12 protein-coding genes, 1 pseudogene and 1 riboswitch are annotated in these 14,181 nt (G+C 55.7%); of the genes and pseudogenes, 10 read left to right on the top strand and 3 right to left on the bottom strand.

All coding sequences use genetic code 11. The annotated features are described in order from the left end of the window. Positions 1-11: 11 nt before the first annotated feature. A complete protein-coding gene (gene waaA, locus ENI00_RS02610) occupies positions 12-1,265 on the top strand; it encodes a lipid IV(A) 3-deoxy-D-manno-octulosonic acid transferase (RefSeq protein ID WP_304098426.1) in 1,254 nt (417 codons plus the stop codon). A 128-nt stretch (positions 1,266-1,393) separates the two neighbouring features. Here the strand turns inward: waaA and ENI00_RS02605 are convergent, their stop codons facing one another. Next, positions 1,394-2,773 carry a TolC family outer membrane protein gene (locus tag ENI00_RS02605; protein ID WP_304098472.1) on the bottom strand — a complete coding sequence of 460 codons (1,380 nt, stop codon included), beginning with the start codon at positions 2,771-2,773 and terminating at the stop codon, positions 1,394-1,396. A gap of 210 nt (positions 2,774-2,983) precedes the next feature. Next, a riboswitch (TPP riboswitch) is annotated at positions 2,984-3,098 on the top strand. 133 nt (positions 3,099-3,231) lie between these two features. Between ENI00_RS02605 and thiC the strand changes: the two are divergent. The 4 genes and pseudogenes from thiC to cpdA form a co-directional block, all read left to right on the top strand. Continuing rightward, positions 3,232-4,836 (top strand): annotated as a pseudogene (thiC, locus tag ENI00_RS02600) (phosphomethylpyrimidine synthase ThiC); the annotation flags it as partial. 215 nt (positions 4,837-5,051) lie between these two features. Then, positions 5,052-5,669 (top strand): NUDIX domain-containing protein, encoded by a 618-nt coding sequence (locus ENI00_RS02595; RefSeq protein WP_304098422.1) that lies wholly within the window; start codon positions 5,052-5,054, stop codon positions 5,667-5,669. Continuing rightward, entirely contained in the window at positions 5,669-6,154 is a 486-nt protein-coding gene (locus ENI00_RS02590) for a DUF1249 domain-containing protein (RefSeq protein ID WP_304098418.1), read from the top strand. Before ENI00_RS02595 ends, ENI00_RS02590 begins: the two co-directional genes overlap by 1 nt. Positions 6,155-6,338: 184 nt before the next feature. Next, complete coding sequence (cpdA, locus tag ENI00_RS02585; RefSeq protein WP_304098414.1) at positions 6,339-7,145, top strand: 3',5'-cyclic-AMP phosphodiesterase; 807 nt, start codon at positions 6,339-6,341, stop codon at positions 7,143-7,145. Between the two features lie 41 nt (positions 7,146-7,186). Here cpdA and metE read toward each other — a convergent pair whose 3' ends face one another. Next, on the bottom strand, positions 7,187-9,463 hold the full coding sequence (gene metE / locus ENI00_RS02580; protein ID WP_304098411.1) for a 5-methyltetrahydropteroyltriglutamate--homocysteine S-methyltransferase: 2,277 nt from the start codon (positions 9,461-9,463) through the stop codon (positions 7,187-7,189). A gap of 122 nt (positions 9,464-9,585) precedes the next feature. On the opposite strand from metE, the gene ENI00_RS02575 reads away from it, so the two are divergent. The 3 genes from ENI00_RS02575 (at position 9,586) to ENI00_RS02565 (ending at position 12,300) form a co-directional block, all read left to right on the top strand. After that, complete coding sequence (locus tag ENI00_RS02575) at positions 9,586-10,476, top strand: LysR family transcriptional regulator (RefSeq protein WP_304098408.1); 891 nt, start codon at positions 9,586-9,588, stop codon at positions 10,474-10,476. A gap of 45 nt (positions 10,477-10,521) precedes the next feature. Then, positions 10,522-10,914, top strand: a complete 393-nt coding sequence (gene gcvH / locus ENI00_RS02570; protein ID WP_304098404.1) for a glycine cleavage system protein GcvH — start codon at positions 10,522-10,524, stop codon at positions 10,912-10,914. A gap of 189 nt (positions 10,915-11,103) precedes the next feature. Next, positions 11,104-12,300, top strand: a complete 1,197-nt coding sequence (locus tag ENI00_RS02565) for a class I SAM-dependent rRNA methyltransferase (protein WP_304098401.1) — start codon at positions 11,104-11,106, stop codon at positions 12,298-12,300. A gap of 11 nt (positions 12,301-12,311) precedes the next feature. On the opposite strand, the gene ENI00_RS02560 is transcribed toward ENI00_RS02565, so the two are convergent. After that, positions 12,312-12,968 carry an HAD family hydrolase gene (locus ENI00_RS02560; protein ID WP_304098399.1) on the bottom strand — a complete coding sequence of 219 codons (657 nt, stop codon included), beginning with the start codon at positions 12,966-12,968 and terminating at the stop codon, positions 12,312-12,314. A 173-nt stretch (positions 12,969-13,141) separates the two neighbouring features. Here ENI00_RS02560 and ENI00_RS02555 point away from each other — a divergent pair, with 173 nt between their 5' ends. Then, on the top strand, positions 13,142-13,672 hold the full coding sequence (locus ENI00_RS02555; RefSeq protein ID WP_304098396.1) for an RNA pyrophosphohydrolase: 531 nt from the start codon (positions 13,142-13,144) through the stop codon (positions 13,670-13,672). A 15-nt stretch (positions 13,673-13,687) separates the two neighbouring features. Then, positions 13,688-14,181, top strand: a 494-nt coding sequence (locus ENI00_RS02550; protein ID WP_304098391.1) for a GAF domain-containing protein, incomplete at its 3' end; no start/stop codon positions are given.

Genomic DNA, 14,181 nt, shown 5'->3' with positions numbered 1-14,181 from the left:
AGGAGTCCTGCGTGCTTCAATTTATCTATTCACAGCTTATAAGGCTGCTGCTCCCCTTTATACTTCTGCGCCTGTGGTGGCAAGGTCGGCATGCTCCGAAACTGCGTCGTAACTGGCAGCAGCGCTTGGGCTTCGTGCCCCGGGCCAGCGGTACCGTGGTGTGGGTGCATGCCGTGTCGGTTGGCGAAACCATTGCTGCGGCGCCCATGGTGCGACGCCTGCTCGCTCGCAATCCCAGCATCACGATACTGATGACCGCCATGACAGACACAGGTCTGACACAGGCAATGAAAATGTTTGGCAGCCAGATTCAGTACGCCTATGCGCCCTACGATACGCCGGGATCAATACGTCGTTTTCTGAACCGGGCAAACCCAAGAATTCTGGTTATCATGGAGACGGAAATATGGCCGAACATGATACAACAGAGCCGGTCACGGCGCGTGCCGGTTTTTCTTATAAATGCGCGGCTTTCCGAGCGTTCCGCACAAGGTTATGAGCGAGTTAAAAGCCTGGTTGCACCGATCATGCGCAGTATCAGCTGGGTGGCGGCACAGGCAGAAAAAGACGCAGAGCGATTTCGGCGCATTGGCGTTGCAGCGTCCAATGTTGCGGTGACCGGAAGCGTTAAGTTCGATGTGGATATACCCGAAACGGTGCGAGAAGCTTCACGGAAACTCAAGGCATCGTTCTCGTCACGCCCGGTGTGGATTGCCGGTAGCACCCATGAAGGTGAGGATGCTGACGTGCTGGCGGCGCATCGGCAGCTATTGCAAGATTATCCGGACGCCTTGTTGATTCTGGTGCCGCGCCATCCGGAACGCTTTGAACTGGTTGCGAATAAGGTACGGAAGCAGGAGTTTTCATTGGCGCGGCGATCTCTTGGAGAAGCGCCCTCCGGCGCAGAAGTGTACCTTGGGGATACAATGGGTGAGCTGATGATGCTTTATGGCGTCAGTGATGTGGCGTTTGTGGGCGGCTCGTTGATAGAGTGCGGTGGTCACAATCCGCTGGAACCCGCATGTTGGGGGGTTCCTGTGATCTCGGGGCCTCATGTGTTCAACTTTGAAACGATTTATAACAGGCTACTGGACGATCGGGGAGTGACCTTGATCGGCGGTGCCGATGAACTGTTCGGCTATCTGTCGGATCTGTTCAGTGATGCTGACAAACGCCGGGCTGGCGGTCAGCGTGCACTGTCAGTGGTCAATAAGAATAAGGGCGCTCTGGACCGGGTAGTGGACGGCATTATTGAGAGGGTTTGAGACAACCAGGCTTTTTGTGCCTGTCATCCAGGGCCTTCAGATAATCTGAAGGCCCTGGATGGAGTGCTTCGCTCCTCACCCTGGACTCATCGTAACTGTCTACGCTATTCACGTTCACTGGCCCACGCTCACTGGCGCGTAGGATCTCCCAGTGTTTTCCGGTCATTGGCCAAAGCCTCAATACCAGGTGCACTGGCACTGAGCCAATTGTTCAGATCAATCAGATCCCTTGGGCTTAGCGTGCCTGCGGACTGTTTCAATAGCAGCGAATTTAGAACATAGTCGTAACGGGAGTTAGCGTAGTCGCGCAGAGCCACGTAATAGGCGCGCTCAGCGTCCAGTACTTCCACGAAATTACGTGTACCCACGTCATATCCTGCTCGGGTCGCGTCCAACGCACTGCGTCGCGATACGATGGTTTGGTTCAGGGCCGACGTTGTTTCAATGTTGTTATTGATGGTCAAAAACCGGCTGCGAGTGTTTACCCGCACGTCCCGTCGCACCGTGTTCAGCGATTCTTCTGCCACTACAACCAGTGAACGCTGCTGGCGCACACCCGCCTGAATACCTCCGCCTGCATACAGAGGAACGCTCAACTGTAAGCCAATTACGCCTCGAGTAGTGGTGCCTTCGCGCTGAAATATGGACCTCTGACCACCGATATTGCCAACTTTGGACTTGCCATAAGACGCTTGCAAATCTACTGTCGGATAGTGCCCCGCTTTAGCCACTTTCAGATTTTTCTCGCTGGCTTTCAAGTCGAACGTCGCCGCCTGAATGGACCAGTTTTGCTCTAGAGCCGTTTTTTCCCACAGGTCCGGACTCATTGGGTTTGGTGGACTCAATGGGAAGTTCTGACGCAAATTCTCCAGATCTTCAGTGTACTCACCGGTCAGTCTTGCCAGCTGCTCGCGAGCAATATTCAGGCGATTCTCTGCTGCAATTCTTTGGCTGCGGCTATCATCAAAGGTAGCGCGAGCCTCATACACTGCTGTGATGGCAATCAGGCCCACATCAAAACGTTCTTGGGCCTGGTCATACTGACGCTGAATCGCGATTTCAGCAGCATGAAGCGTGGTGACTGTGTCTCGCGCGCGCAGAACGTCAAAATACGCCGAAGCGACATCCAGAATCAGCTGTTGTTGCGCCAGATTATATTGGGCTCGGGCGGAATCGGTCTGAAGCTGGCTGGCGTCATAGCTAAACCAGGCATCGGCACGAAACACCGGTTGAGTTAATTGCAGTCCAAACCCGACAGTAGTGTAGTCCACAACTTGGAGAGGCCCACTAATATCAGTGTAATTGGCCTCTGCAGAAGCATTTAACTGAGGTAGAAGCTTGCTGCGACTGATATCGCTGGCGGCCTGCTGGGACTCAAGCCTGGCTTGGGCTGTGGCAATGCCGGAGTCATAGGAGAGTGCTTTCTCATAGGTCTCCACCAGATCGAGGGAAAGAGCGGGTTGAGCTGCCAAGAGGCCAACAAGTCCGGAAAGCAAACGTTTCTTCATCATTACTCCTGAATACATGTGCACATCTGCACCCACCCGGGGCGCTTGAAAGGAATGCCGGATCGCCCCAGATGACATGGAGGCGACATCCGTGGTGGCATGGATCGATACATCAAGCCGGCCTAAACAGACCGGTCATTATGGACAATAATCGTCTTCAGCTCTACACTTGCAAGTAGCACTCATTTTAAGTGCTACGCATTATAGAATCGCGTCTTGACGGGGTGCTAGCTGCCTGAGTTTTTGGTAGCCGGCTGAGATTGCAACGCAGAACCCGCGACCTGATCCGGATAATACCGGCGTAGGGATCGAGACCAGACCATCGAAGAGCGAACGCTACCTGTAAAATAGAGGCATAGCTGCTCTCCCTGTCATGCGCGACCCGAATACCAACGATAAATTCCGGGAGCAAATGATGACAGATCTGCCAGCTTACCTAAGTGATTCCGCCCGCGTAGATACAGCCGTTGCCAGGATCGCGCAAAGTATACGTACAGGGTAGCCGTTCCGACCTGCGCGTGCCTATGCGGGAAATTACAGTACAGGATACACCCACGGAATTGGGCGGCGAGAAAAACCCGTCTGTGATGGTGTACGACACATCCGGTATTTACATGGACCCAGACGCAACCATCGACTTGCGCAAAGGGCTGCCTGCCATTCGAGCTGCCTGGATAGCCGAACGCGATGATACCGTGGTGTTGCCGGGATATACATCGGAGTTCACCCGCCGTCGCATGAAGGATCCGCAACTGGATAAAAACGTCACCCAAATGCATTATGCGCGCCAGGGCATTGTTACGCCGGAAATGGAATTCATCGCGATACGCGAAAACATGAAGCTACAGGAAGCCCGCGAACGGGGGCTGTTGAAAGATCAGCACCCAGGCCAGTCATATGGGGCCAGCCTGCCGCCGGAAATTACCCCCGAATTTGTGCGCGACGAAGTTGCGCGGGGCAGGGCAATTATCCCCGCCAACATTAACCATCCCGAATCGGAACCGATGATCATCGGCCGCAACTTCCTGGTGAAAATCAACGGCAACATTGGCACTTCTGCGGTTACGTCCTCTATTGAGGAAGAAGTGGAGAAGCTCACCTGGGGCATTCGCTGGGGCTCCGACACTATTATGGATCTCTCCATCGGGAAGAACATTCACGAAACCCGCGAATGGCTCATCCGAAACTCACCGGTGCCCATCGGCACAGTGCCCATTTATCAGGCACTGGAAAAAGTAGGTGGCGTGGCCGAAGACCTCACCTGGGAGATCTTCCGGGATACCCTGATTGAGCAAGCAGAGCAGGGCGTAGACTACTTCACCATCCATGCTGGCGTGCGCTTGCATCACGTACCCATGACCGCCAAGCGCACCACAGGCATTGTCTCCCGCGGCGGCTCCATCATGGCGAAATGGTGCCTGGCTCATCATCAGGAAAGCTTCCTGTACGAATACTTCGAAGACATCTGCGAAATCATGAAAGCTTACGATGTTTCCTTCAGTCTCGGCGATGGCCTGCGCCCCGGTTCCATATCTGACGCCAATGATGCGGCCCAGTTCGGCGAGCTGGAAACCCTGGGTGAGCTCACCAAAATAGCCTGGAAGCACGACGTGCAGTGCATGATCGAAGGCCCCGGCCACGTGCCCATGCATTTGATTAAGGAGAACATGGACAAACAGCTGGAATGCTGTGACGAAGCACCGTTTTATACCCTCGGCCCACTGGTCACCGACATAGCCCCGGGCTACGACCACATAACCTCGGGCATTGGCGCTGCCATGATCGGCTGGTACGGCTGCGCCATGCTCTGCTACGTAACGCCCAAAGAACACCTGGGCCTGCCCAACAAAGACGACGTGAAAACCGGCATCATCACCTACAAAATTGCCGCCCACGCCGCCGACCTGGCCAAAGGACACCCGGGTGCTCAGATGCGTGACAATGCTCTCTCCAAGGCCCGGTTCGAATTCCGCTGGGAAGACCAGTTCAACCTGGGCCTGGACCCAGACACAGCCCGCGCCTTCCACGACGAAACCCGGCCCAAGGATTCCGCGAAGGTGGCATGCAGGAGAAGTCCAAGGAGTTTATTGACGCGGGAAGTAAGCTCTACGATAAGGTCTGAGTTTCCCCGAAGCTGGCGGCCGGCGTAATAGGAGCTCGCGCCTGCCAGCGCACAACTCTCGATCCCTGCCTTGCACCCAAGCAAGCACCAAGAAGGCTTGCAATACCCCACAGCCAGAGTCTATCGTTCAAAGTCGATTCCACTGCAGGGTAAACCATGACCGAGCCGTTCCAGTTTAAAGCCAGCGACGTCACCATCGAAAAACGCGAAACCGTCTTCCAAGGCTTTTTTCGCATGGACAAGTTGTGGCTGACACACCCGCGCTTTGACGGCCGGAACATGCCCCAATTTACCCGCGAACTCTTCATCCGCGGCGACGCCACCTGCGTGCTGCCCTACGACCCCGAGCGAGACGAAATTGTGTTGCTGGAGCAATTCCGACTCGGCGCACTGGGGCGCGTCCAATCCCCCTGGTTGCTCGAACTCGTAGCCGGAATGAACGAAGTTGGCGAAACCAACGAAGACGTTGCCCAACGAGAAGGTCAGGAAGAAGCCGGGCTTACGTTCAGCACGCTCGAAAAAATATGCGGTTATCTGGTTTCTCCGGGCGGCACTACCGAAATGATTCACCTCTATTATGGCCGGGTCAGCACCGAATTCGCAGGCGGGCTCTACGGGCTTGAACACGAACACGAAGACATTCGCGCCCACGTTGTATCGGCAGATGAAGCCATCGACATGATCAGTGACGGTCGCATCAATAATGCCGCCGCCATCATTGCTATTCAGTGGCTTCAACTGAACCGGCCGAGATTGCGGGCAGGGGGGCAGTGATGGGCGAGTGGACAATGAAGCCCAAGCGCTACGTGCCAGACCTGCGCCAGTTCGGTGCCTTGTGTGAAGGCAACTACCAGCGCCTTCGCAGGCTGCGCCAACTGAGAGTGGACGGCCACTCGGTGTGCGACATTGAACTGCATCGGGAAAACGAATACCTGGGCCGGGTTCGGATTCGGGTGCTGCAAACCGCCCGGTTCACCGAAACGCTCCTGCTTGAGCAAATCCACAATAGCGGTCGCTGGCTCAACAACCCGCAGATGACCGTGCGGGTATATCACGATGCGGCAATGGCGGAGGTTATCAGCTGCTACAGAGATACTCAGATCGCGCCGGTTAATGACTACCCCAACCGGTTTATGCATCATCCGGATGAGAAGGTTCAGGTGAATGGGTTCTTGGTCGATTGGCTTGAGTACTGCTTGAAATTTGGCCACCTGCCACTCGAGTATGCGGCCTGGACTGCCGGCGAAGGCGCGGATTGAGTCCGCCAGGATTGAGAGGACATGAAACTGCACAAAACTGTTAAATCGTGCAATACATTGCACGTTATTCGCACAGAATGTGACGCAGCTTCCAGTCGCAGGTAATAAATTACAGAGCCGATAACGTAAACTTGTTCGTAAGAGAGTTCTTCAAGCAACGGCCAGCGAGCAGACGAAACGCATCATGTCTTCCCAGAAAATTACCCGGCCGCTTCGGGTACTGCAGTTAACCGATCCGCACTTGATGGCGAGCGCCGATGGCGCACTGCTGGGTGTCAATACCCGCGACAGCCTGGACGCCGTGATCGCACAGGTGCTTAAAGCCCATGGACAACCGGATCTGATCCTCGCCACCGGTGATCTCGCCCAGGACGGTTCGGAGGAGGCCTATCGGGTGCTTGGTGATCGCCTTGGAGCGTTTGCTTGCGGCTCTGCATGGCTTGCCGGAAATCACGATCATGCTGAGCTTCTGGGCCAGGTGGCAGCCCGCTATGGCGCAGATCGCAGGCACATTGTTCAGGGTGGTTGGCAGTTTATTCTTCTGGATTCTTCGGTGCCGGAGAAAGTGTTCGGGGAATTGGCCCAAGCTGAGCTGGATTTTCTGGCGGAAAGGCTGGGGCAGCACCCGCATTTGCCCGCGCTTGTCACACTGCACCACCACCCGGTTGATATTGAAGCTGACTGGATGAGCGATATCGGTCTCAGGAACCGCGCAGACTTCTGGCGGGTAATTGATCGGTTCCCTCAGGTAAAAGTGGTGCTGTGGGGCCACATTCACCAGGCCCACGAGCAATGCAGAAACGACGTGCAACTTTTGGCGACACCGTCTACGTGTATTCAATTTACATCCGGCGCGCGCGAGTTCTCTGTAGAGGACTTGGCCCCGGGGTATCGATGGTTTGAACTCCAGGCTTCCGGCGACTTCACAACGCAAGTATGCCGGGCCCTGGATTTCGACTTTGAGCTGGATAAAAACAGCGCGGGTTACTGAATCGTCTCAGTTACCCTCTCAGCAACCTCCTCAGCAAGCCCCTAGTGGTGTGCTCGCAGTTCTTTCGCCGCTGCTACCATCGCCTCAAGAGCGGGTATGACCTCCTCCCAGCGCCGGGTTTTCAGGCCGCAGTCGGGGTTAATCCACAGGCGTTGTGCCGGAATTCGCTCCGCCGCTTTTTTCATCAGGCTCGTTACCTGGGCCGCTTTGGGGGTATTGGGCGAGTGGATGTCGTAAACACCCGGGCCAATGTCATTGGGATACTCGAAGCCTTTGAATGCATCAAGCAGCTCCATATTTGAGCGCGACGTTTCGATGGTAATCACGTCCGCATCCATGCGGGCAATCGCGCCGATGATGTCGTTGAACTGCGAATAACACATGTGAGTATGGATTTGTGTGTCATCACCCACGCCGTTGGCGCTGATGCGGAACGCCTCAATAGCCCACTCCAGATAGCCGTTCCAGTCTGATTGTCGCAGTGGCAATCCTTCGCGCAATGCCGCTTCATCGATCTGGATAATGCCTACGCCCGCATTTTCCAGATCCTGCACCTCTTCTCTTACCGCCAGTGCCAGTTGCAAGCAGGTATCTCTGCGCGGCTGATCGTCACGTACGAACGACCAGTTCAGGATAGTAACAGGTCCGGTCAGCATGCCTTTCAAGGGCTTATCCGTGAGCGACTGGGCGTATCGGATCCAGTCTACCGTCATAGCGTTGGGGCGGGTTATGTCGCCGAACAGAATGGGCGGTTTTACGCACCTTGAGCCGTAAGACTGCACCCAGCCGAAGCGGCTGAAAACGTACCCTTCCAACTGCTCGCCAAAATATTCGACCATGTCGTTGCGCTCGGCCTCTCCATGTACCAGCACGTCCAGGCCAAGTGCTTCCTGGCGCTCAACGCAGTAGGCGATTTCTTCCTTAATTCTCACCGTATAGTCTTGCGGGGCCAGGGTCCCCTGACGGAACTCTTTGCGCGCCTGGCGGATTTCCGGTGTTTGCGGAAACGATCCAATGGTTGTTGTGGGGTAAGCCGGCAGTTGGAAACGCTGCTTTTGCAGCGCGGCCCTTGCGCTGAAGGGGCTTTTACGCGCGCCAAGCTCCGGCGTAATGGCCGATAGCGCCTGGGCGACCGCCGGATTGTGCACCCTCGCAGACTGCCGCCGACTCTCGACCGCTCCAAGGTTGGCCTTCAGTTCCTGACTGACGGCTTCGCGGCCGTGATCCAGCGCTTTCGCCAGGATGCCCAGCTCCTGCAATTTCTGACGCGCAAACGCCAGCCAGTTGCCAATCTCAGGATCCAGGGTGGTTTCACTTTCAAGATCAACCGGCACGTGCAAAAGGGAGCACGAAGGCGCGAGCCAAAGGCGCTCCTCCAGTTTTTCCTTCAGCGGCTCCAGCCAGTCCAGCGTCGCGTTCAGGTCGGTTTTCCAGATGTTGCGCCCGTTAATAACGCCAAGGGACAACACTTTATGAGCGGGCAGCCAGTCCGCTAGCTGCGAGACCTCTCCGTGGGCACTGATGGCGTCCAGATGAACGCCTGCGATTGGCAGCTCGCACGCCAACTGCAGGTTTTCCCGTAGTTCCCCGAAATAAGTGGTGAGTAGCAGCTTAACCGGCGTTGTTTTCAGATCGTGATAGGCGAGCGCAAACGCATGGCGCCAGTCAGCGCTGAGTTCAGTAACCAGAGCGGGCTCGTCAATCTGTACCCACTCGGCCCCCGCTGCGGCAATTTTTTCCAGCAGTTCGCGGTATATCGGCAGCAGGTCAGGTAGCAGGTCCAGAGGATTGGAGCCGTCTTGCGCTTTGCCCAGCCACAAATACGTCACAGGGCCAATAATGACCGGCTTGGCGGTTAGGCCCTGAGCGCGTGCTTCGGCCAGTTGCTCCAGAAGGCGGTCGGCATTCAGGCTGAACGTTGTGCCAGCACTGAATTCCGGCACGATATAGTGATAGTTGGTGTCGAACCACTTGGTCATTTCACCGGCATGCACGCTGCAACAGGCAGTGTCGCTGGAGGCGCGTCCGCGAGCGATCCGAAAATACGCATCCAGGCTGGAGCCTTCATTGGCCCGGGCACGCTCGGGCAGGTTGCCGAGTGTGGCGCTCATGTCCAGCACCTGGTCGTACAGCGAAAAATCGCCTATGGGCGCCAGGGAGAGATCCGCCTGCTGCCGCCAGTTCTCCTCGCGAAGCTCGGCGGCCGTTGCGCGCAAGGCGTTTTCGCCGGATTTGCCGTGCCAAAGCGCCTCCAACGCAAATTTAAGTTCCCGGTGCGCGCCGATGCGCGGGTAGCCAAGGTTGTGGGTTATGGTCATCTGAAACTCCTGATTCTGTTGTTCGCTGTTCGTCACGAGGTTTTGCCAGATTAGCGCTCCGGTTCAATGAAAAATAATGGTATTATTTCAGGGTTCCATTAATTAAATTCATGGGTTGTCGAATGATTGAGCGTCATCATCTTGAAGTTGTTCGGTCCGTAGAAGCGGAAGGTTCGTTGACGGCGGCTGCACATCGCCTTCATCTGACACAGTCCGCGCTCAGCCACTCGGTTCGCAAACTGGAGCAACAGCTGGGAACGCCTATCTGGGTACGGGAAGGACGGCAGCTTCGGCTGACGCAGGCAGGCAGCCATCTGTTAGCACTGGCGAATCGTTTGTTGCCACAGTTCGAACACGCGGAAATGCTGATCGACCAATTCGCCAGAGGGCAGGCGGGCACTCTGCGCATCGGGATGGAGTGCCACCCCTGCTATCAGTGGCTGTTGAAAGTGGTAGGGCCCTACCTTGAACAGTGGCCGTCTGTGGATGTGGATGTAAAACAGAAATTTCAGTTCGGTGGCATTGGCGCGCTGTTCGGCCACGATATCGACATGCTCGTGACGCCCGACCCGTTGCACAGGCCCGGGCTGGTGTTTGAGCCGGTGTTTGATTATGAGCAGGTGCTTGTGGTGGCCGCTAACCATCGTCTGGCCGGTAAACGCTGGGCCGAGGCTGCGGATCTGGAGCCCGAAACTCTGATTACCTACCCGGTGGCCATTGAGCGGCTGGATGTGTTCAATTACTTGCTGGTTCCCGCAAACATGCGCCCGGCACGCCATAAAACCATTGAGACCACGGATATCATGTTGCAAATGGTGGCGGCGGGCCGCGGAGTAGCCGCGTTACCGCGGTGGCTGGTGCAGGAGTACAGTGACCGCCTGGGTGTGGTTCCGGTAAAGTTGGGCAAAGAAGGCATCGCCAAACAGATTTTTCTGGGGCGCCGCGAACGCGATGTGGGCGTGCAATACATGGACTCGTTCATGAAGCTGGCACGAGAGGTTCGCTGGCGCTAACGTCTTCGGTTACACTGCGCAAAAAATCCTTCAGGAATTACCTTTATGAGCGAAATCCCTTCTGATCTTAAATATATTGATACCCACCAATGGGTCCGTGTAGACGCCGACGGCATCGCAACGGTCGGTATTACAGACTTCGCCCAGGAGCAGTTGGGTGATGTGGTTTATATCGGCGTTCCCGAGGTCGGTGACACGGTTACCGGTGGAGAGGAAGCGGGTGTTGCGGAATCCGTAAAATCCGCATCCGATGTGTTCAGCCCGGTTACAGGTGACGTCATCGCGATTAATGAAGATCTGGAGGATGAGCCTGAGAAGGTGAATGAAGACCCTTACGGCGACGGCTGGCTGTTCAAAGTAAAGCTTGCGGATGAAGGTGAGCTTGAAGGTTTGATGGACGCTGTGTCTTATGCGGAGCATGTAGCGGCCGCTGATTAAACTGATAAGGAACCGTCGGGCAAGGCTTTCCAAAACACGCTGTGAATACGTCCGTGTACGCTTGGCTGCGCCATCCATGGCTCCGCACAGTTTTGGAAAGCCTTGCCCGCCGGCTCCCCGAGCTTGGGTGCGACAGTCGTCGCTTCATGTATAATTTCCGCCCTGAATTTCTTTCCCTAGGTGGTCGCAATGAATTTCCCGGTTTTATATCTACGCAAAGGCGCGGAGCGCAGGCTTCGAGCTGGCCATCTGTGGGTTTACAGTAACGAAGTTGATATACAGCGATCACCGTTAACACAGTTTGAAGCTGGTACTCAGGCCGAACTGCGTGCAGCCAATGACAAGCCGCTCGGCGTTGTGTTTGTGAATCCCCACGCCCTTATTTGCGGTCGCCTGATCAGTCGGGATGCTGCGCAGGGCATAACCCCGAACCGGCTGACCCAGCGCATGGAAACGGCGCTCACGTTGCGGGAGCGGTTGTTTGAGAAACCATTTTATCGCTGGGTGTTCGGCGACAGCGACGGGCTCTCCGGGCTGGTGGTGGATCGGTTTGGCGATACCGTAGTGGTGCAGATCTCCACTGCCGGCATGGAGCAGATGAAAGAATCGATTATCCGGGCGGTTCAGCGATTAGCGCACCCGAAGGCCATTATTCTCAAGAACGATGGCAAGATGCGCAGCGTGGAAGGACTCGACACCTATATTGAGCAGGCCCACGGCCCGGAGGCTGAGCTGCTTGAAGTAGAAGAAAACGGTGTGCGCTTCGAAGTACCACTTGAAGGCGGTCAGAAAACCGGGTGGTTTTACGATCACCGCATGAATCGCCAGCGCCTGCAGGCTTACGCGCCGGGTAAGCGGGTGTTGGATGTGTTTAGCTACGTGGGTGGCTGGGGTATTCAGGCAGCCTGTGCCGGTGCCACTCAGGTTACCTGTGTGGACAGCTCTTCAGGTGCGATTGATTCGGTCCACCATAACGCCAAACTCAACGGTCTTGATAATGTGGAGACTATTGAAGGCGACGCGTTCGATGCGCTGAAGGCGCTGGCGGACGAGAAAGAGAAATTCGACATTGTGGTGCTGGACCCGCCGGCCTTTATTCCCCGGCGCCGGGACCAGAAAGCCGGCGAGCAGGCGTATGCGCGGCTGAATCAGCTTGGGCTGCGGTTGCTGGAACGGGACGGGATTCTTGTTTCTGCTTCGTGTTCCATGCACCTTTCGCAGGAAAAGCTGGTTGATATCATTCGGGGCAGCGGTCGCAAGATTGACCGGTTTGTGCAACTCCTTGAGCAGGGACATCAGGCGCCGGATCACCCGATTATTCCCGGGATTCCGGAAACTGACTACATTAAATCCTGCTTTGTGCGCTCACTGACCGGCTTTATGTAACGACGAGCGCGTTATTCGCGAAGTGTAATAACGTCCCACCCCTGGTTTCTGGCGTGCTTTTCCAGCGTTGGGTCTGGGTCAACCGCAATAGGGTTGGTCACTTTTTTCAGCAGTGGCAAATCATTGTGTGAATCGCTATAGAACCAGGCGCCTTCTAGGGTTTCATCGTTCGCGGACAGCCAGTCATTCAGCCGGGTGACTTTGCCCTCCTGAAAACTGGGCGTGCCTGCGATTGCGCCGGTGTAGCGACCGTTGACCATTTCGGGCTCGGTGGCAATCAGGTGTTCAATGTTCAGTATGTTGGCAATGGGCTCGGTCACGAACCGGTTGGTGGCGGTGATAATCATCAGGGTGTGGCCGCGCTCCCGGTGGCTGTTTAAAAGCGCCTCTGCTTTTTGCAGCAGCATGGGTTGCACTTTTTTATCCATGAACGTAGCCCGCCACTCCAGCAGCTTATCCATGCTGTGAATGGACAGGGGCTGAAGCGCAAACCCGAGATAGTTCAGTATATCCAGTTCACCATTCAGGTAGTCCTGATAGAAACGATCGTTGCTCTTGCGGTAGGTCTCGGCATCAACGATACCCTCCTCGACGAGGAACTCGCCCCAGGCGTGATCACTGTCTCCAGCCAGTAGTGTGTTGTCGAGATCAAAAATTGCGAGCGTCAAGTCATTACCTCCAGGGATTACGGTGCTTGAGGAAAGCGGCTATCTTACCATGGGTGCCCCCGCACGGCTGTGTTTGCCGAAGCCTTGGGATTCTGTAAGAATGAGAGCAACTTGGAAAAATCCGGCCAGTAAGTATCTGACCGGTCTGCCGACTTTATCAAGAGGACTGTGCCGTGATCGATTCAGACGGTTTCAGACCCAACGTCGGAATCATTCTGGCCAACCACCGGGGAGAAGTTCTCTGGGCAAGGCGAATAGGGCAAGACTCCTGGCAGTTTCCCCAAGGCGGTATCAACCATGAAGAATCGCCGGAAGACGCGCTGTATCGAGAGCTTGAAGAGGAAGTTGGCCTGGGCACCAACGATGTCGAAATCATCAGTTGTACCCGGGGCTGGCTGAGATACCGCCTTCCCAGAAGGATGGTACGGCACAACTCGCTCCCCGTCTGCGTGGGCCAAAAACAGAAATGGTTCCTGCTGAGGATGTTATCACCGGACGCGCAAGTGCGCGTTGACGGAACGGATTCACCGGAGTTCGACGGTTGGCAGTGGGTAAGCTACTGGTATCCGTTGGGTCAGGTGGTGTCCTTCAAACGTGAAGTGTATCGACGTGCGCTGAGAGAACTTGCGCCAAGACTGTTCTACAACATGGAACAGTGGCATAGAAGCGAGCATAACCGGCGTTTAAAGGAACAGGCGAAATGACGGACTGAAACGCCCATGCTGACCATTCTGCGAAGTCTTGTACAAGAGGTAAACAGCGCTCGTGATCTTCATGAAGCGTTGAGTATCATCGTTTCGCGTGTGCAAAAAGCTATGGGAACCGAGGTCTGCTCTGTTTACTTGCTGGATCCCGCGTCTAACCGCTACATTTTGATGGCGACTGAAGGTCTGTATCTGAAAGCCGTCGGCAAAGTGAGCCTTGCGCACTCAGAAGGGCTTGTGGGGCTTGTGGGCTCACGGGAAGAGCCGATCAATCTGGAAGATGCGCCCTCCCATCCCCGTTATCGATATTTTCCTGAAACCGGCGAAGAGCGCTTCCGGTCGTTCCTCGGGGTTCCTATTATTCACCATCGCCGGGTGCTCGGTGTTCTCGTGGTTCAGCAAAGAGAGAGTTCCCGGTGTTTTGATGAGGGTGAAGAAGCGTTTCTGGTCACGGTGTCTGCGCAGCTTGCGGGTGTTATTGCCCACAGCGAAGCGACCGGTGCCATTAG

The organism is Marinobacter antarcticus (genome assembly GCF_011049865.1).
Lineage (GTDB): Bacteria > Pseudomonadota > Gammaproteobacteria > Pseudomonadales > Oleiphilaceae > Marinobacter > Marinobacter antarcticus_A.
Note: the sequence above shows the minus strand (reverse complement) of the source record. Positions and strands in the feature narration are given on the sequence as shown.